This window comes from Streptomyces sp. NPDC048270 (assembly GCF_040652335.1).
GTDB lineage: Bacteria > Actinomycetota > Actinomycetes > Streptomycetales > Streptomycetaceae > Streptomyces.
The window spans coordinates 29,814-55,181 of record NZ_JBEZLV010000009.1; the positions used below are offsets into that span (position 1 = coordinate 29,814).

Consider the following 25,368-nt stretch of genomic DNA (forward strand, 5'->3'; position numbering starts at 1 on the left):
TATACCCCCCAGGGGTATTCCTCAACGAGCCGCGCGATCACTCGGCCCCGCGCAGCTCCTTCAGCAGGGCCACGTCCGCCGCGTGCCCCTCCTTGCCGCCGGGAGTCTCGATGATCAGCGGTACGCCCGCCATCGCCGGGTGCGTGAACAGCTCGGCGAAGGCCTCGCGGCCGATGTGGCCCTGGCCGACGTTGGCGTGCCGGTCCTTGTGCGCGCCGACCCCCTCCTTGGAGTCGTTCGCGTGGACCAGCTTCAGCCGGCCCTCGCCCACCGTGTCCACCAGCAGGTCCAGCGTCAGCTTCGTCCCGCCCGGCTCCGCCAGATCGTGTCCCGCCGCGAAGATGTGGCAGGTGTCCAGGCAGATCCCCAGCTTCGGGTGGCGGTCGAGGGCGTCGAAGTACGGCCCGAACTCCTCGGCCCGCGAGCACAGCGAAGAGCCCTGCCCGGCCGTCGACTCCAGCAGCAGGAACGGGTCGTCGTCCTGCGTCAGCTCGTCCAGCAGCGGCAGCATGAACTCCCTGACCTGCGCGTACGCCGCCTCGCGCGGGCGCCCTCCGGTGGCCGAGCCGGTGTGCACGACCACCCCCAGCGCACCGATCTGCCGGCCCCGGCGCAGCGAGTGGCGCAGGGACTCCACCGACCTCTCGACGGTCGCCTCGGTGTGCGAGCCGAAGTTGATCAGGTACGGGGCGTGGACGTAGGCCGGGAGCGACTCCTCGGCGCACCGCGACCGGAACAGCTCGTCCTGCGCCGGGTTGCCCACCGGAGTGGCCCAGCCGCGCGGATTGGCGACGAAGACCTGGACCGCCTCGGCGCCCATCTCCCGGGCGTACGTCAGCCCCACCGAGGCCAGCCCGCCCGCGACGGGGACGTGCCCGCCCACCGGATTGCGTATCACCACTGCTCACAGCCCCTTGGTCTTGATGACGACCGTGGTGCCCTCAGGGGCGTTCTGGCCGCCGGCCACCGACTGCGACTCCACGGTCTTGCTGAAGGAGATGAGCGGCCGTTCCACCTTCACCTTGAAGCCCGCGCCCTCCAGCGCCTTGCGGGCCGCGTCCACGTCCTGGCCGGTCACGTCCGGGACGGGGAGCTGACGGGGGCCCTTGGACAGGGTCAGCGTCACGGTGTCCCCGGCCGCGGCCTGGGTTCCGGCGCCGACCGACTGGTTGGCGACCGTGCCGGCCGGGGAGGGGGCGTTGACCTGTTCGGGTGCCGCGGCCACCTTCAGGCCGAGGCCCTCCAGCGTCGAACGGGCCTGCTCGAAGGGGGCGCCGGCCACGCTCGGCACCGGGACCGGGCGGCCCTTGCTGACGATCATGGCGACGGCCGTGTCGGGGGCCCGCTTCTCGCCGCCCGCCGGGTCGGTGCTGATCACCGAGCCCTGCGCGACGTCCTGGCTGAAGGCCTGGGTGACGATGCCGGGGGCCAGCCCGGACTTGGCCAGCTCGGCCTTGGCCTCCTCCAGCGGGCGGCCCTTGAGGTTGGGCACGGCCACGACCTCGGGCCCGCGGGAGATGGTGAGGGTCACCGTGCCGTTGCCGCGGATCCGCTTGCCGCCCGGCGGGTCGGTGTTCATCACGGTGCCGCGGTCGAAGGAGGTGCTGAACTTCCGCTCGATCCGCTTCACGCCGAGGCCGGCCGCCGAGAGCTGCGACTTGGCCTGCTCCTCGGTCTTGCCGAGCAGGTTCGGCACCTTGGTGAACTGGCCGGAGTTGATGTACCAGACCCCCGTGCCGAGCCCGAGGGCGAGCAGCACGCCCGCGACGACCAGCAGCACGCCGCGCCGGGGCCCGCGGGCGGCCGGCGGGGCGGGCGGAGGCGGCGGCGGAGCCTGCAGCCGGGAGGTCTGGTGCACGGGCTGGTGCGCGGTGACCGGGCGGGGGATCACGCTGGTGCGGTCCTCGGCGGCCGTCCGCTCCTCGGCGCGCGCCTGCGGCGGTACGGCGTCCAGCTCGGGGTCGCTGAGCTGTGCGCGGGCCTCGCGGGTGAGGCCGAGCAGGGCGGCGGCGTCGTAGGGGCGCAGCTCCGGGTTGCGCGCGGTGGCCTGCGCGACGAGTTCGTCGAGGCCGACGGGGAGGCCGGGGACGGCGGCGGACGGGGGCGGCACGTCCTCGTTGAGGTGCTGGTAGAGCACCTGCGCGGGGGAGCCGCCGGTGTGCGGCTTGGTGCCGGTGAGCATCTCGTACAGGACGACACCGCAGGCGTAGACGTCCACGCGGGTGTCGGTGACGCCGTTCTCGATCTGCTCGGGGGCCAGGTAGGAGACGGTGCCGAGGACGGAGCCGGTGGTGTGGGTCACCGAGTCCACGGACCGGACCAGCCCGAAGTCGGCCACCTTGACCCGGCCGTCGTCGCCGATCAGGACGTTCTCGGGCTTCATGTCGCGGTGTACGAAGCCGGCCCGGTGGGCGGCGCCGAGGGCGGCCAGCACGGGCTCCAGGATGTCGAGGGCGGCCCTCGGCTGGAGCGCGCCGCGCTCGCGGAGCACGTCGCGCAGGGTGCAGCCGGAGACGTACTCCATGGCGAGGTAGACGTACGGCCCGTCCGTGCCCTGGTCGAAGACGGCGACGACGTTGGGGTGGGCGAGCCGGGCCACGGACTTCGCCTCGCGGATGAACCGGTCGACGAAGGCGGCGTCCGCGGCGAGGGCCGGGTGCATCACCTTCAGGGCCAGGACGCGGTCCAGGCGGGTGTCGACGGTCCGGTAGACCGTGGCCATGCCGCCGGCCGCGATACGGGCGTCAACGCGGTAGCGGCCGTCGAGCACGCGCCCGACGAGGGGGTCATCCAGGGTCGTATCCACCCGGCGATTCTATTGGCGCGCCGACGCGGCCCGGCCGGGGCGGGTCCCCTTGCAGCGCACCTGTGACGCACCCGCCTGCGAACCGTTGCCGGGGGCCGGCCGCAGACCATCCGCCTCGATCGCCGGCGAGGCTCGACGATCGGGGCTCCGCCCCGGCCCCCGCGGGTCAGAACGCCGGGCGTTCGGGGTCCAGGGTGGCGCGGCCCTCCGCAGGAGAGGAGGCTTCGGCGAAGCGGCGCTGCGGGATGCGCCCCGCGCGGAAGGCGAGGCGCCCCGCCGACACGGCGTCCCGCATCGCGCCGGCCATCAGCACCGGCTCCTGGGCCCGGGTCACCGCTGAGGCGAGCATCACGGCCGCGCAGCCCAGTTCCATCGCCAGGGCGACGTCCGAGGCCGTCCCGGCGCCCGCGTCCAGGATCACCGGGACCCCCGCCCGTTCCGTGATCAGCTCGAAGTTGTGCGGGTTGCGGATCCCCATCCCCGAGCCGATCGGCGACCCCAGTGGCATGATCGCCGCGCAGCCCACGTCCTCCAGCTTGCGCGCCAGCACCGGGTCGTCGTTGGTGTAGGGAAGGACGGTGAAGCCCTCGTCCACGAGGGTCTCGGCCGCGTCGAGGAGTTCCACCCCGTCCGGCAGGAGGGTCCGCTCGTCCGCGACCACCTCCAGCTTGACCCAGTCCGTGCCCAGCGCCTCCCGCGCGAGCCGCGCCGTCAGCACGGCCTCGCCCGCCGTGAAGCAGCCCGCCGTGTTGGGCAGGACCGCGATGCCGAGCTTCGAGAGCACGGAGAGGACGGAGCCCTGGACCGTCGGGTCCAGCCGCCGCATCGCCACCGTCGTGAGTTCCGTGCCGGAGGCCGCCAGGGCCCGCTCCAGCACGTCCAGGCTCGGGGCCCCGCCCGTACCCATGATCAGGCGGGAGGAGAAGGTGCGGCCGCCGAGTGCGAAGAGGTCGTCCGCCATGCCGCTCAGCCTCCCTGGACCGCGGTGAGGACCTCGACCCGGTCGCCGTCGCCCACCGGCGTGGCCGGCCACTGCCCGCGCGGGACCACGGTCTCGTTGAGGGCGGCGGCGACCCCGGAGGGCGCCGCGGTCAGGGTGGCGACCACCGCGTCGAGCGTGGTGCCGGCCGCGACCTCGCGCGGCTCGCCGTTGACGGAGATGGTCATGCGTACGACTCCTGACGTGCGGCGGAGAACCGGCGGGGGGTGAAGGGGCGGGCGATCGGCGGCAGTTCGCCGGTGGTCAGCAGGTCCGCCATGACCTCGCCGGTGAGCGGGGTCAGCAGCACCCCGTTGCGGTAGTGGCCCGTGGCCAGGTGCAGGCCCGGCAGGTCGGTCGGGCCGAGCATCGGCGCGTTGTCGGGCGAGCCGGGGCGCAGCCCCGCCCGGGTCTCCACCAGCGGGAGTTCGGTGATGCCGGGCACCAGCTCGTGGGCGTCGCGCAGGAGTTCGTAGACCCCGCCCGCGGTGACCGTGGTGTCCCAGCCGAGTTCCTCGCTGGTGGCGCCGATGACGAGCTCGCCGTTCTCCCGCGGCACCAGGTAGACGTGGCTGCCGCGCACGACGGCCCGGACCGTCCGCGACAGGAACGGCGCGTAGGCGGGGGGCACGGACAGGCGCAGCACCTGCCCCTTCACCGGTCGTACGGGTGCCACCACCTCGGCCGGTACGCCCGCCAGCCGGCCGCTGAGCGAGCCCGCCGCCAGCACCACCTGGTCCGCGCGCAGCTCCGTACCGTCGTCGAGGACGGCGCCGGCCGCCCGGTCCGCGGTGACCAGCAGCCGCTCCGCGCTCGCCCGCCGGACGTCCACGCCGGCCCGCTCGCACGCGGCCAGCAGGGCGGCCGCGAGCCGGCGGGGGTCGACCTGGTGGTCGCCGTCCACGCGCAGCCCGCCGCGCACGCCCGGGGCCAGCATCGGCTCCAGGCGGCGGCACTCGCGGCCGGTGAGCCACTCCGAGTCCAGGCCGCAGCGGCGCTGGAGGGCGTGCAGCTCGCGCAGGTGGAGCCGGTCGTCGGCGTCGAGGGCGACGGCCAGGGTGCCGCAGGCGCGGTAGCCGATGTCCACCCCGCCGCTCGCCTCGGCGAGCTCGGCGGCGAACCCCGGATAGCGTGCGGCGGAGGCGAGGCCCAGGCCCAGCAGGGCCTCCTCGCCGTAGTGCAGCTCCGTGACCGGGGCGAGCATCCCCGCCGCGACCTGGGCGGCCCCGCCGCCGGGGGCGGGGTCGGCCAGTACGGTGCCGAGGCCCCGCCGGGCGGCCCGCCAGGCGGTGACGAGCCCGATGATCCCGCCCCCGATGACGAGGACGTCGGATCCCTTTCGAGATGAGTGCATGGGCGTCCAGCCCCTCCCTTCGCCGGCATGACCCGGATCAGGTTCGTACGGTCGGAGGCCGTCCAGCCTCCCTCTCAGCCCGGTGCGCCCGGACTCCCGCGATAGGTACGGTGGCCAGACTAACCCCGCCGCCGACACCGGGTAAGGGGCACCTATTCCTGACGAGTCGTCAGGTGATTAGGGTGGCCGGGTGAACGAGCAGACGGAACAGACTGAGAGCGGCGTCGTGATCGTCGGCGCCGGAATGGCCGGTGTGCAGACCGCGGTCGCCCTGCGCGAGCGCGGATTCACCGGACCGGTGACCCTGCTGGGCGCCGAGCCCCACCAGCCCTACGACCGGCCCCCGCTGTCCAAGGCGGTCCTGCTCGGCAAGGCCGAGGACTCCGCCTTCGACGTGGACTTCGAAGCGCTGGACATCGAGCTGAGGCTCGGCACGGAGGTCACCGGGCTCCGGGCCGCCGCACGCGAACTGGACACCGAGGCCGGACCGGTCCCGTACGGCGTCCTCGTCCTGGCCACCGGCGCCCAGCCGCTGACCCTGCCCGGCACCGACGGGGTCCCGGGCGTGCACCTGCTGCGCACCCTGGACGACGCCGAGCGGCTGCGCCCCGTACTGGCGGCCGCGCCCTCGATCGTGGTCGTCGGGGCGGGCTGGATCGGCGCGGAGTTCGCCACCGCGGCCCGGGAGGCGGGCTGCGAGGTGACCGTGGTCGAGGCCGCGGACCGGGTCCTGGCGGGCGCGCTGCCCGCGGAGGTCGCCGAGCCCATGGCCCGCTGGTACGCGGAGGCGGGCGCCGAGCTGGTCACCGGCGCGAAGGTCGCCGGGATCGACGGGGACCGGGTGCTGCTCGCGGACGGGCGGGCCCTGCCGGCCGGCGCGGTCGTGGTGGGCATCGGCGCCCGCCCCGCCACCGGCTGGCTGGCCGGGACCGGCGTATCGCTCGGCCCCGACGGCTCGGTCACCGCCGACGCCCACCTGCGCACCTCGCTGCCCGGGGTGTACGCGGTCGGCGACTGCGCCTCCTTCCCGTCGGCCCGCTACGGGGCCCGGCTGCTCGTGCACCACTGGGACAACGCGCTCCAGGGGCCGCGGACGGTCGCCGCGAACATCCTGGCCGCGGAGCCGGCCGAGGCCTACGACCCGGTGCCGTACTTCTGGTCCGAGCAGTTCGGGCGCTTCGTCCAGTACGCCGGCCACCACGGCGGGGCCGACACCCTGCTGTGGCGGGGCGACCCGGGGGAGCCGGCCTGGTCCGTGTGCTGGCTGAAGGACGGCGCCCTGGTCGCACTGCTGGCCGTCGGCCGCCCCCGCGACCTCGCGCAGGGCCGCAAGCTGATCGAGACGGGGGCGCCGCTGGACCCGGCCAAGGTCCGCGACCCGGCGATCGCCCTCAAGTCGGCCGCGGCCTGACGGACGGCAGGCTCCGCCCCGGCCGCGCCCGCGGACGGCCGAACCGCGGGTACGGGGCGGAGCGCCGCGGCCACGGACGGGTCGCCCCGGTACCGGCGGCCGATCCGAGGTGGCAGGCTTGTCCCCGTGACCGAGATTGACGCAAAGATCGATGCCCTTGTCCCCTCGTGGCTGTACCTCCCCGACATCGCGGAGATGCTCGACATCGAGGTGACCCGGGTCCGCCAGATGGTCAAGGAGGGGCAGCTCATCGCCGTACGCCGGGGCGAGAACCGCGCCCTGCAGGTACCGGCCCCCTTCATCGACGGCGACAAGGTCGTCAAGGGCCTCGTCGGCCTGCTGACCGTGCTGCGCGACGACGGCTTCTCCGACGAGGAGATCCTGGAGTGGCTCTTCACGGCGGACCCGACCCTGCCCGGCACCCCCGCCCAGGCGCTGAGCGAGAATCGCGGCACGGAGGTCAAGCGCCGCGCTCAGGCGCTCGCCCTCTGACCTGATCCGCATCCGCTCCACCGCGGTGTACGGGCCCCGGGGCCCGTACACCGCCTCCATCACGGGGGGTACACCCATGCAGCTGTCCGACGCCCGGCTCTACCTGTGCACGGACGCCCGCAAGCGGCAGGGTGACCTCCCCGAGTTCCTCGACGCCGTACTGGCCGGCGGCGTGGACATCGTCCAGCTCCGGGACAAGGGCATGGAGGCGGGCGAGGAGCTCGAACACCTCCAGGTGTTCGCCGAGGCCGCCCGCCGCCACGGCAAGCTGCTCGCCGTGAACGACCGCGCCGACGTCGCCCACGCCATCGGCTCCCACGTCCTCCACCTGGGCCAGGGCGACATCCCCGTGCCCGCCGCCCGCGCCATCCTCGGCGGCCCCGACTCCGTGCTCATCGGCCGCTCCTGTCACGCCGAGTCCGAGGTCGACGCCGCCGTGGCCGAGCCCGGCGTGGACTACTTCTGCACCGGCCCCTGCTGGCCCACCCCCACCAAGCCCGGCCGCCACGCCCCCGGCCTCGGGCTCGTCCGGTACGCGGCCTCGCTCGAGCAGGACCGGCCCTGGTTCGCGATCGGCGGCATCGACAGCGCCAATCTGGACGAGGTGCTGGACGCCGGAGCCACCCGCGTCGTCGTCGTGCGCGCCCTCACCGAGGCCGCCGACCCCGGCGCCGCCGCGGCGGAACTTGCCAAGCGGGTCCGCGCCCGCCTCGACCAGGCCTGACCCCGGCGCCGGAGGGTGTCCAAAAACGTGTCCAAAAGGCGGACAGCGCTTCGGCCTCCGGCGGCCCGCGTCTAACCTGCCCGTATGGCCTCTGGTACCGCTTCCACCTGGTCGGACCGTGCGCACACGGTCCGCGACCTCCTCGCGTCCGGGCGCTCGTACTCGTTCGAGTTCTGGGCCCCCAAGACGGAGAAGGGCGAACGCAACCTCTGGAACGCGCTGCGGCGGGTCGAGGCGGTCTCCCCGAGCTTCGTCTCCGTGACCTACGGAGCCGGCGGCTCCACCCGCGGCGGCACCGTCAAGGCCACCGAGCAGATCGCCTCGGACACCACCCTGACCCCGGTCGCCCACCTCACCGCCGTGGACCACTCCATCGCCGAGCTGCGCCACGTCATCGGCCAGTTCGCCGACGCCGGCATCCGCAACATGCTCGCCCTGCGCGGTGACCCGCCGGGCGACCCGATGGCCGAGTGGGTGGCGCATCCGGAGGGCGTGCACTTCGCCGCCGACCTGGTCCGACTGCTCAAGGAGTCCGGCGACTTCTGCGTCGGCGTCGCCGCCTTCCCCGAGATGCACCCGCGCTCGACGGACTGGGATACGGACATCCGGCATTTCGTGGACAAGTGCCGCGCGGGCGCCGACTATGCGATCACCCAGATGTTCTTCGATCCGGAGAATTATCTGCGGCTGCGCGACAGCGTCGAAAAGGCGGGCTGCGACACCCCGATCATCCCCGAGGTCATGCCTGTTGTGGGTATCAAGCAGCTCGACCGGCTGCCCCAACTGAGCACCGCGGTCTTCCCCGCGGACGTGAAAGAGCGCATGCTCGCCGTCAAGGACGACGCGGCCGCTGTACGCTCCATTGGCATCGAGTTCGCCACGGAGTTCTGCGCGCGGCTGCTGTCCGAGGGTGTCCCAGGGCTGCACTTCATCACGCTGAACAACTCCACGGCGACTCTCGAGATCTACGAGAACCTGGGCCTGCACCAGCGGGCCTGACCGGCGGGCCCCCGTTCCCTGGGCGGTCGGCCGTACCGAGAGGGGCCATGCATGGGTATGACGGTCCTCTACATCGCGTTCGGCTTCGTCGCGCTGTGGTTGCTTGCCGAGGTCCTGATGCAGTACAAGGCCCGGCTCCGCTGGCGCCTGCTCGCCTTCACCGGCTTCCTCGGCGTGGTCGCCGGGGTCATCCTGCCGTCGGTGCCGGTCATCGGCGCCGGCGCGGCCGCGTTCGCCGTGGGCCAGACCCTGGTGACGCTCTCCTTCCGCAAGGGCTTCGTGGCCGGCTGGGCGCTGCGCCGCGGCGGGGAGCCCGTACGGCAGTCCAGCCGCCGCCGCTCCGGCGGTCCGCGTCCGGAACCGGCACTCGAGGTCACCGCGCTGGAGTACGGGGGTGCGGACGGAGCCCCGGAAGCGGGCGAAGACCGCGTGTCCGAGCGGCAGTTCCAGACCGCCGCCGACGAGGTCTACAGCCCGCAGCCGATGCCCGAGGACACCGGTTCGTACGGGATACAGAGCTTCGCGCCCACCGCCGACGCGGGCCAGACGGCCGCGTTCGCCTCGCCGTTCACCACGGCCGAGCAGGACGCCCACCAGTACGCCGCGTACTACGACCCCACGGGCCAGGGCGGGGGCGCCGGCTACGACTACTCCGGCGGCTACCAGACGGGGGAGCAGCAGCAGGTCTACGCCGCCTACTCGGACCCGTACATCGGCACCGGCGGGGGTCTCGGCCAGCCGGCGGCCTACGACTACGGGAGCGACGCGAACTACGCCCCGTACGCCGCCTACCCCCCGTACCCCGACCACGGGCAGCAGTACTCCACGGACACCCCGCCCGGCGGGGTCTGGGTCCCGCAGCAGCGCACCACCGACGGGGGCGGCCAGCCCTACCCGGGCGAGGAGCAGGGCGAGCCCCCGCAGCAGTACCCGTACCCCCAGCAGGGCGAGTACGAGCAGTACCGCTACTGAGCCCGGGCCGGCCGGGGGCGGGTCACTGGGAGCCGCGGAACTCCGCGCCCTCCACGATCAGCCCGGCCACCAGGGCCCCGGTCATGCCGGCGTGCGCCAGCCCGCCGCCGGGATGCGCCCAGCCGCCCGCCAGGTACAGACCCGGCACGGCCGTGGCGTTGGCCGGGTAGAGCAGCCGCCCGCCGGCTCCCGCGAGGGCGGGTGCGGGCACCGCGCCGCCCGGGGCGCCCGTCGCCGCCTCGATATCGGCGGGCGTGTGCGCCTCGTGCCACAGCAGCCGCTCCCGCAGCCCCGGCACCGCCCGCCCGGCCAGCTCCAGCAGCCGGTCGGGGGACGCGCCCGCCGCGTCCCCGGGCCCGCACACGGCGGTCACCGTGACCGCCTCGTGGTCCGCGTCGGGGCGGGTGGCGGGGTCGTCGGGGCGCAGCACGGTGACGTCCAGGCCCGGGGAGTGCACGAGGGTGCGGTGGACGGTCCCCGGGGGGCGGGCGCCGCGCAGCGCGAGGAAGAGGGTGAGCCGGCTCGGCAGGTCCGCCCCGCGCGCCGGGACCGCCCCGCGCGGCCAGGGCAGGGAGGCGGCGGGCAGCAGCCGCGGGTCGATCCCGCAGACGACGGAGTCGGCCGCGACCTCGCCGCCGTCGGCCAGCAGCAGACCGGCCGCACGGCCCCCGGCGGTGCGGACCTCCCGGACCTCCGCGCCGAAGACGAACTCGACCTTCCGCTCCCGGCAGCGCTCGTGGACGGCGGTCGCCAGGGCCCGCATCCCGCCGCGCACGTACCAGCTGCCGAAGGTCTGCTCCATGTACGGCAGCACGGCGGCGGAGCCGGGGGCCAGGTCCGGGTCGATCCCGTAGGCGCGCACCCGGCCGGCCAGCAGTTCGCCGAGACCGCCGCCCAGCTCCCGGTCGGCCACCTCGGCGAGGGTCGGGGGGCGGCGGCGCAGCAGGCCGCCGCGGCGCAGGGCGGGGTACGGGTCGGCCGCCAGCCCCCGGCGGTCGGCGGGCAGCGGCTCCTCCAGCAGGGGGCGGCGGGTGGCGTCCCAGGCGTCGCGGGCGCGGCCCAGTACGGCGTTCCAGCGCTCGCCGGCGCCTTGGCCGAAGGCCCCGTCGAGGGCGGCGGCGACGCCGCCGCGGGAGGCTCCGGGGAGGGCGACGTCCACGCCGTGGTGGGGGAGGAGGTGCCGGACGGCCGGGTCCGCCTGCGCCATGTCCACGCAGGTCTCCAGCGGCCGCTTGCCGGTCTTGACGAACAGGTCGCGGTAGACGGCGGGCAGGTGCAGCAGGCCCGGCCCGGTGTCGAAGGCGAAGCCCTCGCGCTCGTACCGGCCGACCGCGCCCCCGTACGTCGCCCCGCGCTCGTACACCGTCACCCGGTGCCCTGCCACGGCCAGCCGGGCCGCCGTCGCCATCGCGCCCATCCCGGCGCCGATCACCGCAATTCGTGCCATGCGGCTGAGCCTATCGAGGCATCCCGCGCGGTCAGCGGGGTGGGGAGGAGGTCTGCGCGCGTGCTTCGGCCGCGAGCCGCTTCTCCTCGCGGCGCTGGGCGCGGCGGCGCAGGAAGCGGCGGATCCGCGTCCAGAGGAAGATCAGCAGGGCCAGCCCGGCGGCCAGCAGGACGGCCGCGATGACGGCGGCGGCCTGGGGGTTGAACATCGCGAAGGTGACCAGGCCCGCCACGCCGAGGTCCTCGGCGATGCTCATGGCGATGTTGCTGAACGGCTCGGGCGAGGTGTTGATCGCCATCCGGGTGCCGGCCTTGACGAAATGGCTGACCAGGGCGGTGGAACCGCCGACCGCGCCGGCGGCGATGTCGGAGAGCGAACCGCTCTGTCCGGCCAGCAGGGCGCCCACCGTGGCGCCGGCGACCGGGCGGATCACGGTGTGGACCGAGTCCCAGACCGAGTCCACATAAGGGATCTTGTCGGCGACCACGTCGCAGAGGAACAGCACACCGGCGACGATGAGCACGTCGGTGCGCTGCAGGGAGGCCGGGACCTCGTCGGTCAGGCCGGTCGCGCCGAAGATGCCGAGCAGGAGGATCACGGCGTAGGCGTTGATCCCACTGGCCCAGCCGCTGGTGAAGACCAGGGGGAGCACACTCACCCCCACATCATGCCGCAGTGTCGTGCCGCAGAGCAGTGAGGGGACGGAAGCCGGCGGGCTTCCGTCCCCTCACTCACGTGTGTCCGGGGCGCTACTGCCCCTGTTCGTCACGGCGGCGCTGCCACCGTTCTTCGATGCGGGTCATCATCGACCGACGCTGCCGGTTCTGGCCACGGGCCGAACCGCCTGCACTTTCGGAGACGGGCTGCTCGCCAGGCTTGGGTGCCTTGCGCCAACCGGTGACCACGAGGACCGTGCAACCCAGCATGACGAGAAAACCCACCACACTGACCCAGAGCACGTCCTGCCAGATCACGCCGGCCATGAGGAGCGCGATACCCACCACAATGCCTGCGACTGCCTGGTAGACCCGTCGCCGGGTGTACGTGCGCAGTCCGCTTCCCTCAAGCGCTGTCGCGAACTTGGGATCTTCGGCGTACAGCGCTCGCTCCATCTGCTCGAGCATGCGCTGCTCGTGCTCCGAGAGCGGCACGGGAGTCCTCCTCATCCGTCGGTCGCGGGGGGGTAGCGACCAGGGGTCCCCTTCAGGATAGGCGGGGAATCGCCCCCGTGATACCCGCCCTCTACGCCACGTTCTCGAATAGATCAGTCATGGATCCGTATCGAAAACGATCAGTGCCGCCGCGGTAGCGTTCACTGAGGCGCTTATTCCCCAATGGCACGTCCACCATGCCGGTCACTGCCCCGATCATACGGGGCCGATCGCCGGTTCGGAGGGTGTGTGGCCGACTCCGTCCGATGAAGATCGCAGATCAGGACTGCTTCTCGCCCAGGACGTGCAACTGCGTGGCGACCGCGTGGAAGGCGGGCAGCTCCGCGGCGGCCTCCTCCAGGCGCAGCAGCGCCTCCACGGCGCCCGGCTCGGTGTCCACCAGGACCCCCGGGACGAGGTCGGCGAAGATCCGCACGCCGTGCACCGCGCCGACCTCCAGGCCGGCTCCGCCGACCAGCTCGGCGAGGGTCTCGGCGGTGAAGCGGCGGGGGACCGGGTCGCCCGAGCCCCAGCGGCCGGCCGGGTCGGTGAGGGCGGTACGGGCCTCCGTGAAGTGCCCGGCCAGGGCGCGCGCGAGCACGGCTCCGCCGAGCCCGGCGGCCAGCAGGCTGAGCGTGCCGCCGGGTCGCAGGGCCGCCACCGCGTTGGCCACGCCCTCGGCCGGGTCGTCCACGTACTCCAGTACGCCGTGGCAGAGCACCACGTCGTAGGCGTCGCGCTCGACGACGTCCAGCAGGCCCTGGGCATCGCCCTGGACCCCGCGGACGAGATCGGCGACTCCGGCCTCGGCCACCCGGCGCTCCAGCCCGAACAGCGCGTTCGGGCTGGGGTCGACGACGGTGACCCGGTGGCCCAGGCGGGCCACCGGTACGGCGAACTTCCCGGTGCCGCCCCCGGTGTCGAGCACGTCCAGGACATCCCGGCCGGTCGCCTTCACCCGGCGGTCGAGCGCCTCCTTGAGGACCTCCCACACCACGGCGGTGCGGAGGGAGGCACGGGGGCGGGAAGTGTCCGACACGGCTGATGGCTCCTCGGCGCGGTAGGCAGGGGTGGGCGGTCAGTGCCCCACCCGGCCCCACCCTATTGCCTTCCGCACCCGGGGCCCGTCTTTCGGCCCCGGGCCGGCCCCCCGGCGGCTCATCCCGCCTCCGGATGTTCCGGACGGGGCTGCGGCAGGGTCTGCTGGGGCGGCTGGATCGCGAGCATCCGCTCCACCAGGCGCAGGAACATCGAGACCGCGCGCACCAGATCGTCCGCGTCCCGGCTGGTGGCCGCGTCCGGTATCCCCGCCTCCGCCCGGGCCCGGCGGGCGGCGCCGGAGGCGAAGAGCGCGCTCCACTCCGCCAGCTCCGGCGCTATCTCCGGCAGCACCTCCCACGCGCTGCGGATCCTCGGCCGCCGCCGGGGGTTCACCGGTTCGGGCCGCCCGCGGGCGGCGAGCACGGCGGCGGCGGTGCGCAGCGCGGCCAGGTGGGCGGTGGCGTAACGCTCGTTGGGACGGGACAGCCGGACGGCCTCGGTCAGGCCGCTGCGGGCCTTGGCGAGCAGGTCGAGGGCAGCCGGCGGAGCCGCCGACCTCCGCAGGACGGGGTGGACAGGGGACGGGGACGGTGTGGCCATGACGAACCTCCTGTCGATGCGTTGCCTCCATCGTGACCGGCCCCACTGACAATCGCCCTGACCTGCGGTTTTTGTGGTTTCGTCAGGGCAACTGCCCCCCGCTGCGCGCCTGGTGCACCACAAGCTGATAGTTTTTGAACTGACCGGTCAGTTCAAAACGAAGGGGGACGGTGTGGACAGCCCGCACGGCGCGGCCGTCAAAGCCGAGGACTTCGGACTCAAGGGCCCGCGCGGCTGGGCCTTCCGGGGCGTCGGCATCGATGCGCGGCCCGGCTCGCTCATCGCGGTCGAGGGCCCCTCCGGCAGTGGCCGTACCTGCCTGCTCCTTGCCCTCACCGGACGGATGAAACCCACCAGTGGACACGCCGAGGTCGGCGGCCACCGGCTGCCGAAGAGGATGGCCGCGGTCCGCCGGATCGCCGCCCTCGGACCGGTCTGCGGCGTCAACGAGCTCGACCAGGCCCTCACCGTCGCCGAGCAGCTGCGCGAGGGAGCCCTGCTCCAGCGCCGCTACGAGGCCCCGCTCCGCGCCCTGCTGCGCCCGCGCGGCGAACGCCGCGCGAGCAGCAGGGCCCGGATCGAGGCCGCCCTGGACGCCGCGGGACTGGACCTCGCGACGCTGCCCAAGGGGCCGCGCACCTCCGTACGGGACCTGGAACGCCTGGAGGCCGTACGGCTGTCCGTGGCCATCGCACTGCTCGGCTCGCCGCGGCTGCTGGCCCTGGACGACCTCGACATGAAGCTCTCGGACGCCGAACGCGCCGAGGCCTGGGCCCTGCTCCGCTCGGTCGCCGCCGAGGGGACCACCGTCCTCGCGGTGTGCAGCGAGGCCCCCGACGACGCGCTCGTCCTGCGGACCGGCCCGGCGGAACCGGCCGCCGGGCAGGACACCGACACCGACACCGACACCGACACCGAGAACGACGACGACACGAAGGGGGCGGACGATGCGCTCGCCGAAGCTGGCCGCGCTTGAGCTGAAGCGGTTCGGGCGGGGGAAGCTGCCCCGGGCCGCTCTCGTCGCACTGCTCCTGCTGCCGCTGCTCTACGGAGCCCTGTACCTCTGGTCCTTCTGGGACCCGTACAGCCGCCTCGACAAGGTGCCCGTCGCCCTCGTCAACTCCGACCGGGGCGCCACCGTCGACGGCAAGCGCATCGACGCCGGCGACGAGATCACCAAGAAGCTCCACGACAGCAAGACCTTCGACTGGCGCGAGGTCAGCGCCGAGGAGGCCGCCAAGGGCCTGGAGAACGGGACGTACTACCTGTCCCTCACCATGCCGGCCGACTTCAGCGAGAAGATCGCCTCCAGCTCGGGCGAGGACCCCGCCACCGGAGCCCTCCAGGTGCGCACCAACGACGCCAACAACTACATCGTCGGCTCGATCTCGCGCACGGTCTTCTCCGAGGTCCGCTCGGCGGCGTCCACCAACGCCTCCCGCGGTTTCCTCGACAAGATCTTCGTGAACTTCTCCGACCTCCACGACAAGACCGCCGAGGCCGCCGACGGAGCCGACCGGCTCAAGGACGGCGCGGGCAAGGCCCAGGAGGGCGCGAAGGAGCTCGCCGACGGCCTCGACACGGCCAAGGAGAAGACCGGCGAGCTCGCCGGCGGCCTCCGGAAGCTGAACTCGGGCGCCGGCAAGCTGGAAAGCGGCTCCAAGGACGTCGCGTCCGGCACCCAGAAGCTCGCCAACAAGGTCAACGGCGCCGCCGACAAGGCCCGCCCCTTCGTCCAGGACCCCAAGAACCTGGCGGACACCGCCGAACTCGTCGCCGACACCGCCAAGGTGGTCAAGAACCACCTCGACACCTTCGCCGACAAGGCCCCCGCCGCCGCCTCCGCCGCCCAGAAGGCCTCCCAGGGCGCGGACGCGTACTACACCAAGCACTGCGTCACCCCCGGCAAGGAGCCGCACCTGGCCTCCTGCCCCGACCTGAAGAAGATCAAGGACGACGCGGCCGAGGCCGCCGAACTCACCGGTGACGTCAGCACCCTGGTCAAGAACGCGAACGGCGACGTCGCCAAGCTCCGCACCCAGCTGACCGACCTGGAGAAGAAGGCCCGCCTCCTCGTCGACAAGGCCCCCGGCCTCGCTTCCGACCTCGACGCGGCCGTCGCCCAGGTCAACGCCCTCAACGACGGCGCCCACCAGGTCGCCGGCGGCATGGCCGAGCTGCACACCGGCATCGGCACCGCCACCACCGGCTCCGGCGCCCTCAGCGAGGGCGTGGGCAAGCTCGGCGACGGCGCGCACACCCTGAGCGGCGGCATGTACAAGCTCGTCGACGGCAGCGGCGAGCTCGCCGGCGGCCTCCACGACGGCGCCGGCAAGATCCCCGACTACGACCAGCAGCAGCGCGACGCCCGTACCGAGGTCATGGCCGACCCGGTCCGCCTCGCCAACCAGTCCCTGCACAAGGCGCCCAACTACGGGACCGGCTTCGCCCCGTACTTCATCCCGCTCTCCCTGTGGGTCGGCGCGATGGTCGCCTACATGCTCATCACCCCGCTCAACCGGCGGGCCCTGGCCGCCGGCGCCTCGCCCTGGCGGGTCGCGCTGGCCGGCTGGCTGCCCGTGGCGGGCCTCGGCGCCGCGCAGGTGAGCCTGCTCATGGCCGTGCTCCACTGGGGCCTCGGCCTGGAGATGGCCCGCCCGGCCCTCACCGTCGGCTTCCTGATGCTGGTCACCGGCTGCTTCGCGGCGATCGTCCAGTGGCTCAACGCCAAGTTCGGCGCCGCCGGGCGGATCCTGGTGCTCGCCGTCCTGATGCTCCAGCTGACCTCCGCGGGCGGCACCTACCCCGTCCAGACCAGCCCGGGCTTCTTCAACGCCATCCACCCGTACCTGCCGATGTCGTACGTCGTCGAGAGCCTGCGCCGGCTCATCACGGGCGGCGACCTCGCCCCCGTGTGGCAGGGCGGCGCGGTCCTGCTGGCCTTCACGGCGGGCGCCCTCGCCCTCACCGCCCTCGCCGCCCGCGGCAAGCAGGTATGGACCATGGACCGGCTCCACCCCGAACTGAGCCTCTGAGGAGCCGGTGACCTGTGAGAATCAGCGCCATGGAAAGCAGCAGCACCTCCGCCGCCGTGGGCGGCCGGCGGCAGGCCACCCGCCAGAAGCTCTACGAAGCGGCCGTGACCCTCATCGCCGAACAGGGCTTCTCAGCGACCACGGTCGAGGAGATCGCCGAGCGGGCGGGCGTGGCGAAGGGCACCGTCTACTACAACTTCGCGAGCAAGAACGACCTCTTCGAGGAGCTGCTGCGGCACGGGGTCGGGCTGCTGACCGTCTCGCTGCGCACGGCAGCGGAGGAGACGGAGGCGCGCGGCGGCAGCCGCGTCGAGGCGCTCGACGCGATGATCCGGGCCGGCCTCGTCTTCATCGACCGCTACCCGGCCTTCACCCAGCTGTACGTCGCCGAGCTGTGGCGGACCAACCGGGCGTGGCAGTCCACGCTGATGGTCGTCCGGCAGGAGGCGGTGGCCGTCGTGGAGACGGTGCTGCGGGAGGGCGTCGAGCGCGGTGAGCTGAGCGCCGAGATCGACGTGCCGCTGACCGCGGCCGCGATGGTCGGGATGGTGCTGGTGGCCGCGCTGGACTGGCAGTCCTTCCAGAGCGAGCGGTCGCTCGACGACGTGCACTCGGCGCTGTCGCTGCTGCTGCGGGGCCGGGTCAGCGGGCACTGACCCCCCAGTCGGCGGTGCCGCCGCGGCGGCGGAGCCCGTACAACTGGTGGGGCCCGCCGCGGCGGCTGAGTATCCGTACCTAGGCACGGAAATGAGTACCTGCGCGGATGGGCCCCCACCTGCGCGGACGCCAGACTGGGGGCAACGGACAGGAGGCCCGGTCCGCACCGCGGACACGGGGCTGCGGAGCGGACCGGGTACCTCCTCCGTGACGTGGTACGCGAACGCGGCGGGGCTCGGGGGGATCGAGCCTCGCCGCGTTCGTGCGTCCACCGGTGCCGCGCCCGCGCTCAGCCGCGGCCCCGCAGGGGGATGCGGAGGCGGACGCGGGCCGACAGGGCGCTCGCCCGGTCGGCCAGGGCCGACCAGCGGCGGGACGCCGACCAGGCGAGACGGGCCGCCGAGCGCGGCAGCAGCAGCGCCCGCAGCCGGCCCGGACGGCCGGCGCCGGCCAGCAGCCCCGCCCGCGCCAGCAGGACGTCGTCCGCCAGCCCCTCGTACGACACGGCCGCGCCCGGCGGCGCGTACAGGGCCCGCTCCAGCGCCCCCGCGACCCGGTGCACCGCGGCGCCGGCCTCCGCGTCCAGCCCGCCGAGCTCCACCACCCGCACGGCGGCCCGCCGCGGCGACAGCGCCTCGTCCGGCCGGACGCCCACGTCCCACGCGGCGTCGCCCAGCTCGCGCCACGCCGCCCGCACGTCCCCGGCGCCCAGCCGGCGCGCCCGCACCCGGGTGCGCCACAGCAGCGGGAGCAGCGGCAGGACCAGCACCGCCAGCACCCCGCCGGCCCAGCCCAGCACCGCCGACACCGACGGCCCGCCGCCACCGGAGGCGCTCTGCTGCGGCGCGGCGGCCCCGCACTCGCCGAGCTTCTTCAGCTCCGGCGGGCACTCGTCCGCCTTTGACGGCGCGGCCGAGGGCTGCGCCGCGCCCTGCGAGGGCAGGGCCGCGGGCGCGGACGGCTGCGCCGTGGGAGCCTGCGCCCGGGAGTAGTCCGGCACGTTGATGCCCGAGCGGGGCGTCGGCTCGAACCGGGTCCACCCCACGCCCTCGAAGTACAGCTCCGGCCAGGCGTGCGCGTCCCGCATCGACACGTTGACGCTGCCGTCGGCCTGCCTCTCGCCCGGCGTGAAGCCCACCGCCACCCGCGCCGGGATGCCCAGCGAACGGGACATCGCCGCCATCGAGAAGGCGAAGTGGACGCAGAAGCCCTCCTTGTCGGCCAGGAAGCGGGCCACCGCCTGCGGACCGGTGCCCGAGGCCGTCTTCGTGTTGTAGCGGAACCCGCCGTTCACGGCGAAGAAGTCCTGGAGCTTCACGGCCCGCGTGTAGTCGTCCTTGGCCCCCTGCGTGACCTGGCGCGCCGTGTCGCCGACCACGGGCGGCAGGTTGTCCGGCAGCTTCGTGTACTCGGCGCGGACCGCCGGGTCCGGCTCGGGCGCGCTCCGCAGCTGCTGCGCCGTCGGCTTCAGCAGCAGGCTCCGCACGGAGTACTGCGCGCCCTGCACGTTCTGGAACTTGTCCTTGCCCAGCTGGTCCCCGACCAGGGTCCGCCCGGCCGGCTCGAACCGCCACTTCCCCTTGATGTCCACCGAGGTGGCCGGGTACGGCATGGGCAGGTAGCGCTGGGTGTAGGTTTCCGCGGCCGACACGTTGGTCTGCACCTCGGCCGCGCCCTGGCGGAGATCCCCGCTGAGCCCGGGCGGGTTCGGCAGCCGCTCCGGGACGTCGGCCAGGGACCGCCCGGAGGCCTCCCACTTGCTCCCGTTGAACTCGTCCAGCGCCAGGATCCGCAGGTACTGCTCGCCCTGCTGGGGGTTGTCCGTCCGGTACTTGAGCACCACCCGGTTGTCCTGCGCGTTCAGGTTGCTCTGCAGCGAGACCAGCGGGTTCACCGCCGAGATCGTCCCGCCGACCCCGCCGTCGGTCGCCTCGCCCTCGCCCGGGCCGCCGATCAGCCCGCCGCCGAGGGAGGGCAGCGCCGCCGGCACCGCCAGCGCCAGGCCCAGGGCCATCGCGCCGAGCCGCCGGCCGGTCCGCACCGGGGCCGTGAGCCGGCCCTCCTTGCCGCCGCCGAGGCCGGAGGCGGCCGAGATCCGCTCGCGCGGGGCCGCGCCGAAGACCCGGCCCCACTGCGCCAGCCGGTCCCTGCTCTCCGACAGAAGCATCATCAGGTAGCCGCAGCCCGCCAGCAGGAAGGCGAGCCAGGAGGCGTCCCCGCCGCCCGACAGGCCGGCGGCCACCGAGTACAGCGCGAGCAGCGGCAGCCCGGCCGCGGCGGCCGTCCGCAGGGTCACCGCGAGCGTGTCCACCAGCAGCCCGATCAGCAGCACCCCGGACACCAGCAGCAGCCGGATGCCGTCCGTCAGCGGGGCCGGGATCGCGAACTCGCTCACGTCCTGCGCACCGCGCTGGAACAGCGTACCGAAGTCCGTGACCAGGTAGGCCAGCGGCCCGCTCCCGGTCGACTCGCCCTTCCCCGCGAAGAGGACCGCGAGGACCAGCAGCGACACCAGCAGCTGCGCGGCCACGGTCAGCGACCGCGCCAGCGGCACCCGCCGGGCCCCAGCCCCCACCGCGCTCTGCACGGCCAGCAGCAGCGCCGCCTGGAGCAGCCAGCCCGCCGATTCGACCAGCGGGACCAGCGACCACGCGGTGAGCAGCGTCGCCAGCGCCGCGAACAGCGTCACCCTCGCGCGCCCGCTCATACCCGGCCTCCAGAGGTTCCCGTACCGAACGACGTGCTCCCGGCACGCCGCCACAGCTCGCCGAAGGCCGCCCCGGGCGGGGCGGCCAGGGCCGTCCAGCCCGCGTCGCGCAGCCGGTGCAGCCGCTGTTCCAGCGGGGGCAGGGCAGGGTCCCGCGCCGGCTGCCCGGCCCAGGTCGCGGAGTCCAGCACGAAGGCCACAGCGCCCCCGGTGCGCTGGCGCATCCTGGCCGCGAGCTCGGTCTGTACGTCGTCCAGGTCGCCGAGGAAGGCGATGAGGAGCCCGTCCCCGCCGGCTTCGCCGAAACCGCCCCCGCCGCCGCGCACGGCGTCGTAGGCCCGGGTGAGCCCGGTGCCGTCCGAGTGCCCGACGACCGCGAGGGTGTCCATCATCAGCCCGGCGGCCTCCGCGGACTCGTGCCCGCCCGAGGAGAAGCCGCCGCCGCCCAGACCGGGCACGCAGTCCCCGGTGTCGGTGAGCAGCCGTACCGCGTAGCCCTGCTCCAGGAGGTGGACCAGGCTGGAGGCGGCCGCGGAGACGGCCCACTCGAAGGCGGAGTCGGGGCCGGCGCCCTCGAAGGCGAGCTGCCGGGTGTCCAGCAGGACCGTGGCCCTGCTGCGCTGCGGCTGCTCCTCGCGCCGGACCATCAGCTCGCCGTAGCGGGCGGTGGAGCGCCAGTGCACCCGGCGCAGGTCGTCGCCGCGCCGGTAGCCGCGCGGGATCACGTCGTCGTCCCCGGCCAGGGCCAGCGAGCGGCGCGAGCCGTCGCCGTAGCCGGAGGACTCGCCGGACAGTCGCACCGGCGGCAGGGGCTCGGTGCGCGGAATGACCGTGAGGGTGTCGAAGGCGCTGAACGAGCGGGTCAGCTCGACCAGCCCGAAGGGGTCGGTCAGCCGCAGCTGGAGCGGGCCCAGCGGGTAGCGGCCGCGCAGGTCGGAGCGGACCCGGTAGGACACCTCGCGGCGGCCGCCGGGCTCGACCCGGTCCAGGACGAACCGCGGCCGCGGTCCGAGGACGTACGGCACCCGGTCCTGGAGCATCAGCAGGCCGGTCGGGAGCCGGGAGGTGTTGTCCATGCGCAGCTGCACCCGCGCCTCGGCGCCCGCGGGGACCCGCCCCGGGGTCAGCCGGCGGCTCCCGGAGACCCGGTAGCGGGTGCGGTGCAGGGCGTAGACGCACAACAGCGGCAGCAGGGCGAGCAGCAGTCCGACCCGGAGCAGTGCGCCCTGCCCCAGCACGTACGCGCACACGGCCGCGGCGACCCCGGCGGCCAGGAAGGAGCGGCCGCGGGTGGTCAGACCGGAGAGCGACGCGCGCAGCCCGCCGCCCTGACCGCCGGCGCCGCGCGGGGCACCGGCGCTCATCAGAAGCCCCGGATGCCCGCGCCGGGCGGCATCTCGCCGCGGGCGTGCGCGGCCGGGACCGGGGTGCGCTGGAGGATCTCGCCGACGACCTGTTCGGCGGTGCGCCGGTTCAGCTGGGCCTGGGCGGTGGGCAGCAGCCGGTGCGCGAGGACCGGACCCGCCAGCGCCTGGACGTCGTCGGGCAGGACGTAGTCCCGGCCGGCGAGCGCGGCGGAGGCCTTCACGGCGCGCAGCAGGTGCAGGGTGGCCCGGGGCGAGGCGCCCAGGCGCAGGTCGGGGTGGCTGCGGGTGGCCGAGACCAGGTCGACGACGTAGCGCCGGACCGGCTCGGCCACGTACACCTCGCGGACCGCCTCGATGAGCTTGACGATCTCGTGGGCGTGCGCGACGGCCGTCAGGTCGTCGAGCGGGGAGAGCCCGCCGTGCACGTCAAGCATCTGCAGCTCGGCCTCGGGGCTGGGGTAGCCGACGGAGACCCGCGCCATGAAGCGGTCGCGCTGCGCCTCGGGCAGCGGGTAGGTGCCCTCCATCTCCACCGGGTTCTGGGTGGCGACGACCATGAAGGGGCTCGGCAGCGTGTAGGTGGTGCCGTCGATGGTGACCTGGCGCTCCTCCATCGACTCCAGCAGCGCGGACTGGGTCTTCGGCGAGGCGCGGTTGATCTCGTCGCCGATGACGATCTGCGCGAAGATCGCGCCCGGCTTGAACTCGAACTCGCGGCGCTGCTGGTCGTAGATGCTCACGCCGGTGATGTCCGAGGGCAGCAGGTCCGGCGTGAACTGGATGCGCTGCACCGAGCAGTCGATGGACTTGGCGAGGGTCTTCGCGAGCATCGTCTTGCCGACGCCGGGGACGTCCTCGATGAGCAGGTGTCCCTCGGCGAGCAGCACCGTCAGCGCGAGGCGCACGACCTCGGGCTTGCCCTCGATCACGCTCTCGACCGAGTGGCGGACCCGCTCGGCCGTGCTGGTCAGATCCGCGAGGCTCGCTCGGTCGTCATACGTCGTCACCAGGTTCTCCTCGGCCCATTTCCAGGGCCGACGCCCTTGGCGCATGACCGGCCCACCCCACACACGGACACCGGCCCCGGGGGGTTCCCGGGGGGCGTCTCCCCGCATTGTTGACGGCGTTGCGGCCCCGTGTCACTCAGGAGCTGGGATCGATCTCCCGCAGGAGGCCGGTGTGCACATCGAAGACGAAGCCTCGCACATCGTCCCGGTGGGGCAGGAAGGGGTTGGTCCGGACCCGCTGCATGGACTGGCGTACGTCCTGGTCCACGTCCCGGAAGGCCTCCACGGCCCAGGCGGGGCGCTGGCCGACCTCGTCCTCCAGCTCGTGCCGGAAGTCCTCGGTCAGGCTTTCGAGACCGCAGCCGGTGTGGTGGATGAGTATCACCGCGCGGGTGCCCAGCGCCCGCTGGCTGATGGTGAGCGACCGGATGGTGTCGTCGGTGACCACGCCGCCCGCGTTGCGGATGGTGTGGCAGTCGCCGAGCTCCAGGCCGAGGGCGGCGTGCAGGTCGAGGCGGGCGTCCATGCACGCGACGACGGCCACCTGGAGGACCGGACGGGCGTCCATGCCGGGGTCGGCGAACTTGCCGGCGTAGCGCCGGTTCGCCTCGACGAGGCGGTCGGTGACGGAGCCGGCACCGGCCGCCAGGGGCGCGGAGTCGGCGGGCAGGGGTGCGGAAGTCGTCATGCGTACGACGGTAGTGGTCACAGCGGGTACGGGCATCGAGTGAGGGTGGACAAAGAAGGTCAACAAGCCTTGTTGTGAGCTAACCCACAGGAGTGGGGAGGAGGCGGCCGTCCGGGTGATTCGCGGCTTTTGCGGGTTCCGCCGGAGCCGTCCGGACGCCGCGCGGGGCGGTTCGTTGACCGCGGCGACCGTTGCACTAAAGTGGCGCGAACCGGCCGGAGCCCGGCCCTGACCGGCCGCCCGGCCCCTTGGTAACACTCCGCGTGCGCGGCGCGGCGTATGCCTGCCGCGCCGTTATCTGAGAGGGCGCTTTGACTAGCGAGTCCCGACATGTCCCGGTGATGCTCCAGCGGTGCCTGGACCTGTTGGCCCCGGCGCTGGAGAGGCCGGGGGCCGTCGTCGTCGACTGCACCCTCGGCCTCGGCGGCCACAGCGAGGCCCTGCTGACCCGGTTCCCCGAGGCCCACCTGATCGGCCTCGACCGCGACAAGGAGGCCCTGCGCCTCTCCGGCGAGCGACTCGCGCCCTTCGGCGACCGGGCCACCCTCGTCCACGCGATCTACGCCGACCTCGCCGAGGTCCTCGACGGCCTGGGCATCCCGGCCGTCCAGGGCATCCTCTTCGACCTGGGCGTCTCCTCCATGCAGCTGGACGAGGCCGACCGCGGGTTCGCCTACGCGCAGGACGCCCCGCTCGACATGCGGATGGACCAGACGACCGGGATCAGCGCCGCCGAGGTGCTCAACACCTACGCGCCCGGCGAGCTCGTGCGGATCCTGCGCCAGTACGGCGAGGAGAAGCAGGCCAAGCGGATCGTGTCCGCGGTCGTCCGGGAGCGGGAGAAGGAGCCCTTCACCAACAGCGCCCGGCTGGTCGAGCTGATCCGCGACTCCCTGCCGCAGGCCGCGAAGCGGACCGGCGGCAACCCCGCCAAGCGGACCTTCCAGGCGCTGCGGATCGAGGTCAACGGGGAGCTCTCGGGGCTGGAGCGGGCCATTCCGGCGGCGGTGGACCGGATCGCGGTCGGCGGCCGGATCGCCGTGCTCTCGTACCACTCGCTCGAGGACCGGCTGGTGAAGCAGGTCTTCGCGGCGGGCGCGACCTCGACGGCCCCGCCGGGGCTGCCGGTCGTCCCGGAGAAGTACCAGCCGAAGCTCAAGCTGCTGACGCGCGGCGCGGAGCTGCCGACCGAGGAGGAGATCGCCGAGAACCGGCGGGCCGCCCCGGCGAGGTTCCGCGGGGTCGAACGCATCCGGGAGGCGCGACTGTGACCAAGGGCGGGAAGGCCGCCACGCGGCTCGGCCGGGTGATCGGCGGGCGCCCCGTCCGCCCCCGGCCCCGCCCGCGTCCGGGCGGGCAGGCGGCGCGGATGCCGTTCGTCCTGCTGGTGGTGGCACTGCTCGGCGGCGGGCTGATCAGCCTGCTGCTGCTGAACTCGGCGCTGAACGAGGGCTCCTTCCAGCTGAGCCGGCTGAAGAAGGAGACCACCGCGCTCACGGACGAGGAGCAGGCCCTGCAGCGGGACGTGGACGGGTACTCGGCTCCGGACGCGCTGCAGCGGCGGGCGCAGGAGCTGGGGCTCGTCCCCGGCGGCAGCCCGGTCTTCATCGGCCCGGACGGCAAGATCGCCGGCACCCCGGCGGCCGCCGAGGCGCCGCCTCCGCCGCCTCCGCCGTCCCCGCCGGCCTCGGCCCCCGCCGCGGCCGCGCCTACGGCCGCTCCTTCGGCCGCTGCCTCGGCCGCGCCGACCTCCGGGGCCCCGGCCCCCCAGTCCCAGCCTCCGCAGCAGCCCACCCCCGATCCAGGCAGGTGACGTCGTGACGCCGATGGCCGCGGTGCCGTTGCGCAGCCCTGCGGGGCTCTTCCCCACCCCGCCCTTCCCGCGTTCCCCGGGCTCCGCCCGGACCCGCCAGGGGCTCCGCCCCAGGTCC

At 74.0% G+C, this 25,368-nt stretch carries 24 protein-coding genes and 1 riboswitch; of the genes, 10 read left to right on the forward strand and 14 right to left on the reverse strand.

Going from position 1 to position 25,368, the window contains the following annotated elements; genetic code table 11:
• Nucleotides 1-37: 37 nt before the first annotated feature.
• The 5 genes from AB0D66_RS10840 to thiO form a co-directional block, all read right to left on the reverse strand.
• On the reverse strand, nucleotides 38-895 hold the full coding sequence (locus AB0D66_RS10840) for a deoxyribonuclease IV (RefSeq protein WP_362300336.1): 858 nt from the start codon (nucleotides 893-895) through the stop codon (nucleotides 38-40).
• A 9-nt stretch (nucleotides 896-904) separates the two neighbouring features.
• Entirely contained in the window at nucleotides 905-2,806 is a 1,902-nt protein-coding gene (gene pknB / locus AB0D66_RS10845; RefSeq protein WP_362299915.1) for a Stk1 family PASTA domain-containing Ser/Thr kinase, read from the reverse strand.
• A gap of 166 nt (nucleotides 2,807-2,972) precedes the next feature.
• Nucleotides 2,973-3,767: a thiazole synthase gene (locus AB0D66_RS10850; protein ID WP_362299918.1), complete on the reverse strand. Its 795-nt coding sequence runs from the start codon at nucleotides 3,765-3,767 to the stop codon at nucleotides 2,973-2,975.
• A 5-nt stretch (nucleotides 3,768-3,772) separates the two neighbouring features.
• Complete coding sequence (thiS, locus tag AB0D66_RS10855; protein WP_361751536.1) at nucleotides 3,773-3,973, reverse strand: sulfur carrier protein ThiS; 201 nt, start codon at nucleotides 3,971-3,973, stop codon at nucleotides 3,773-3,775.
• Complete coding sequence (gene thiO, locus AB0D66_RS10860) at nucleotides 3,970-5,139, reverse strand: glycine oxidase ThiO (RefSeq protein ID WP_362299921.1); 1,170 nt, start codon at nucleotides 5,137-5,139, stop codon at nucleotides 3,970-3,972. Before thiO ends, thiS begins: the two co-directional genes overlap by 4 nt.
• A riboswitch (TPP riboswitch) is annotated at nucleotides 5,137-5,249 on the reverse strand. (Overlaps the previous gene by 3 nt.)
• 80 nt (nucleotides 5,250-5,329) lie before the next feature.
• Between thiO and AB0D66_RS10865 the strand changes: the two genes are divergently transcribed.
• The 5 genes from AB0D66_RS10865 to AB0D66_RS10885 all read left to right on the forward strand — a co-directional run bounded on the left by AB0D66_RS10865 (nucleotide 5,330) and on the right by AB0D66_RS10885 (nucleotide 9,737).
• Nucleotides 5,330-6,550 carry an FAD-dependent oxidoreductase gene (locus AB0D66_RS10865; protein ID WP_362299924.1) on the forward strand — a complete coding sequence of 407 codons (1,221 nt, stop codon included), beginning with the start codon at nucleotides 5,330-5,332 and terminating at the stop codon, nucleotides 6,548-6,550.
• Between the two features lie 126 nt (nucleotides 6,551-6,676).
• A complete protein-coding gene (locus tag AB0D66_RS10870; protein ID WP_069919941.1) occupies nucleotides 6,677-7,042 on the forward strand; it encodes an Rv2175c family DNA-binding protein in 366 nt (121 codons plus the stop codon).
• A 76-nt stretch (nucleotides 7,043-7,118) separates the two neighbouring features.
• On the forward strand, nucleotides 7,119-7,766 hold the full coding sequence (thiE, locus tag AB0D66_RS10875; RefSeq protein ID WP_362299928.1) for a thiamine phosphate synthase: 648 nt from the start codon (nucleotides 7,119-7,121) through the stop codon (nucleotides 7,764-7,766).
• 84 nt (nucleotides 7,767-7,850) lie between these two features.
• Nucleotides 7,851-8,765 (forward strand): methylenetetrahydrofolate reductase [NAD(P)H], encoded by a 915-nt coding sequence (gene metF, locus AB0D66_RS10880; protein WP_362299931.1) that lies wholly within the window; start codon nucleotides 7,851-7,853, stop codon nucleotides 8,763-8,765.
• Nucleotides 8,766-8,816: 51 nt separating this feature from the next.
• Entirely contained in the window at nucleotides 8,817-9,737 is a 921-nt protein-coding gene (locus AB0D66_RS10885; protein ID WP_362299934.1) for a hypothetical protein, read from the forward strand.
• Between the two features lie 22 nt (nucleotides 9,738-9,759).
• On the opposite strand, the gene AB0D66_RS10890 is transcribed toward AB0D66_RS10885, so the two are convergent.
• From AB0D66_RS10890 to AB0D66_RS10910, 5 genes are all read right to left on the reverse strand, one after another.
• Nucleotides 9,760-11,184: an NAD(P)/FAD-dependent oxidoreductase gene (locus AB0D66_RS10890; protein ID WP_362299937.1), complete on the reverse strand. Its 1,425-nt coding sequence runs from the start codon at nucleotides 11,182-11,184 to the stop codon at nucleotides 9,760-9,762.
• 31 nt (nucleotides 11,185-11,215) lie between these two features.
• Nucleotides 11,216-11,842: a DUF4126 domain-containing protein gene (locus AB0D66_RS10895; RefSeq protein WP_362299939.1), complete on the reverse strand. Its 627-nt coding sequence runs from the start codon at nucleotides 11,840-11,842 to the stop codon at nucleotides 11,216-11,218.
• 91 nt (nucleotides 11,843-11,933) lie between these two features.
• Complete coding sequence (locus tag AB0D66_RS10900) at nucleotides 11,934-12,335, reverse strand: DUF3040 domain-containing protein (protein ID WP_362299942.1); 402 nt, start codon at nucleotides 12,333-12,335, stop codon at nucleotides 11,934-11,936.
• Between the two features lie 280 nt (nucleotides 12,336-12,615).
• Nucleotides 12,616-13,374, reverse strand: coding sequence for a methyltransferase (locus AB0D66_RS10905; RefSeq protein WP_362299945.1), 759 nt, complete (start codon nucleotides 13,372-13,374; stop codon nucleotides 12,616-12,618).
• A gap of 119 nt (nucleotides 13,375-13,493) precedes the next feature.
• Nucleotides 13,494-13,976 (reverse strand): SAV_6107 family HEPN domain-containing protein, encoded by a 483-nt coding sequence (locus AB0D66_RS10910; RefSeq protein ID WP_362299948.1) that lies wholly within the window; start codon nucleotides 13,974-13,976, stop codon nucleotides 13,494-13,496.
• A 172-nt stretch (nucleotides 13,977-14,148) separates the two neighbouring features.
• On the opposite strand from AB0D66_RS10910, the gene AB0D66_RS10915 reads away from it, so the two are divergent.
• Genes AB0D66_RS10915 through AB0D66_RS10925 form a run of 3 tightly spaced genes read left to right on the forward strand, consistent with a single transcriptional unit; the run spans nucleotide 14,149 to nucleotide 17,667 of the window.
• Nucleotides 14,149-14,952 (forward strand): ATP-binding cassette domain-containing protein, encoded by an 804-nt coding sequence (locus AB0D66_RS10915; protein ID WP_362299951.1) that lies wholly within the window; start codon nucleotides 14,149-14,151, stop codon nucleotides 14,950-14,952.
• Nucleotides 14,924-17,011: a YhgE/Pip domain-containing protein gene (locus tag AB0D66_RS10920; protein ID WP_362299954.1), complete on the forward strand. Its 2,088-nt coding sequence runs from the start codon at nucleotides 14,924-14,926 to the stop codon at nucleotides 17,009-17,011. The genes AB0D66_RS10915 and AB0D66_RS10920 overlap by 29 nt, the downstream gene beginning before the upstream one ends.
• A 29-nt stretch (nucleotides 17,012-17,040) precedes the next feature.
• Nucleotides 17,041-17,667: a TetR/AcrR family transcriptional regulator gene (locus tag AB0D66_RS10925; protein WP_069919931.1), complete on the forward strand. Its 627-nt coding sequence runs from the start codon at nucleotides 17,041-17,043 to the stop codon at nucleotides 17,665-17,667.
• Between the two features lie 290 nt (nucleotides 17,668-17,957).
• On the opposite strand, the gene AB0D66_RS10930 is transcribed toward AB0D66_RS10925, so the two are convergent.
• The 4 genes from AB0D66_RS10930 to AB0D66_RS10945 all read right to left on the reverse strand — a co-directional run bounded on the left by AB0D66_RS10930 (nucleotide 17,958) and on the right by AB0D66_RS10945 (nucleotide 23,437).
• Nucleotides 17,958-20,375 (reverse strand): transglutaminaseTgpA domain-containing protein, encoded by a 2,418-nt coding sequence (locus AB0D66_RS10930; RefSeq protein WP_362299958.1) that lies wholly within the window; start codon nucleotides 20,373-20,375, stop codon nucleotides 17,958-17,960.
• Entirely contained in the window at nucleotides 20,372-21,739 is a 1,368-nt protein-coding gene (locus tag AB0D66_RS10935; RefSeq protein ID WP_362299961.1) for a DUF58 domain-containing protein, read from the reverse strand. Before AB0D66_RS10935 ends, AB0D66_RS10930 begins: the two co-directional genes overlap by 4 nt.
• The gene (locus AB0D66_RS10940) at nucleotides 21,739-22,749 is read right to left on the reverse strand and encodes a MoxR family ATPase (RefSeq protein ID WP_069919928.1); all 1,011 of its coding nucleotides are present in this window, start codon (nucleotides 22,747-22,749) and stop codon (nucleotides 21,739-21,741) included. Before AB0D66_RS10940 ends, AB0D66_RS10935 begins: the two co-directional genes overlap by 1 nt.
• 136 nt (nucleotides 22,750-22,885) lie before the next feature.
• A complete protein-coding gene (locus tag AB0D66_RS10945) occupies nucleotides 22,886-23,437 on the reverse strand; it encodes a carbonic anhydrase (RefSeq protein ID WP_362299965.1) in 552 nt (183 codons plus the stop codon).
• A gap of 311 nt (nucleotides 23,438-23,748) precedes the next feature.
• Between AB0D66_RS10945 and rsmH the strand changes: the two genes are divergently transcribed.
• Together rsmH and AB0D66_RS10955 are read left to right on the forward strand one after the other, a co-directional pair.
• Nucleotides 23,749-24,708, forward strand: a complete 960-nt coding sequence (gene rsmH / locus AB0D66_RS10950) for a 16S rRNA (cytosine(1402)-N(4))-methyltransferase RsmH (protein ID WP_362299967.1) — start codon at nucleotides 23,749-23,751, stop codon at nucleotides 24,706-24,708.
• A gap of 98 nt (nucleotides 24,709-24,806) precedes the next feature.
• The gene (locus tag AB0D66_RS10955) at nucleotides 24,807-25,250 is read left to right on the forward strand and encodes a hypothetical protein (protein WP_362300339.1); all 444 of its coding nucleotides are present in this window, start codon (nucleotides 24,807-24,809) and stop codon (nucleotides 25,248-25,250) included.
• Nucleotides 25,251-25,368 lie beyond the last annotated feature (118 nt).

Bases quoted from the DNA above. Each gene is read 5' to 3' on its own strand.
- AB0D66_RS10920 (WP_362299954.1), top strand. From the start codon at position 14,924: ATGCGCTCGCCGAAGCTGGCCGCGCTTGAGCTGAAGCGGTTCGGGCGG.
- thiS (WP_361751536.1), bottom strand. From the start codon at position 3,973: ATGACCATCTCCGTCAACGGCGAGCCGCGCGAGGTCGCGGCCGGCACC.
- AB0D66_RS10955 (WP_362300339.1), top strand. From the start codon at position 24,807: ATGCCGTTCGTCCTGCTGGTGGTGGCACTGCTCGGCGGCGGGCTGATC.
- thiE (WP_362299928.1), top strand. From the start codon at position 7,119: ATGCAGCTGTCCGACGCCCGGCTCTACCTGTGCACGGACGCCCGCAAG.
- AB0D66_RS10910 (WP_362299948.1), bottom strand. From the start codon at position 13,976: ATGGCCACACCGTCCCCGTCCCCTGTCCACCCCGTCCTGCGGAGGTCG.
- AB0D66_RS10925 (WP_069919931.1), top strand. From the start codon at position 17,041: ATGGAAAGCAGCAGCACCTCCGCCGCCGTGGGCGGCCGGCGGCAGGCC.
- AB0D66_RS10930 (WP_362299958.1), bottom strand. From the start codon at position 20,375: ATGAGCGGGCGCGCGAGGGTGACGCTGTTCGCGGCGCTGGCGACGCTG.
- AB0D66_RS10945 (WP_362299965.1), bottom strand. From the start codon at position 23,437: ATGACGACTTCCGCACCCCTGCCCGCCGACTCCGCGCCCCTGGCGGCC.
- AB0D66_RS10890 (WP_362299937.1), bottom strand. From the start codon at position 11,184: ATGGCACGAATTGCGGTGATCGGCGCCGGGATGGGCGCGATGGCGACG.
- AB0D66_RS10850 (WP_362299918.1), bottom strand. From the start codon at position 3,767: ATGGCGGACGACCTCTTCGCACTCGGCGGCCGCACCTTCTCCTCCCGC.
- thiO (WP_362299921.1), bottom strand. From the start codon at position 5,139: ATGCACTCATCTCGAAAGGGATCCGACGTCCTCGTCATCGGGGGCGGG.
- metF (WP_362299931.1), top strand. From the start codon at position 7,851: ATGGCCTCTGGTACCGCTTCCACCTGGTCGGACCGTGCGCACACGGTC.
- AB0D66_RS10935 (WP_362299961.1), bottom strand. From the start codon at position 21,739: ATGAGCGCCGGTGCCCCGCGCGGCGCCGGCGGTCAGGGCGGCGGGCTG.
- AB0D66_RS10885 (WP_362299934.1), top strand. From the start codon at position 8,817: ATGGGTATGACGGTCCTCTACATCGCGTTCGGCTTCGTCGCGCTGTGG.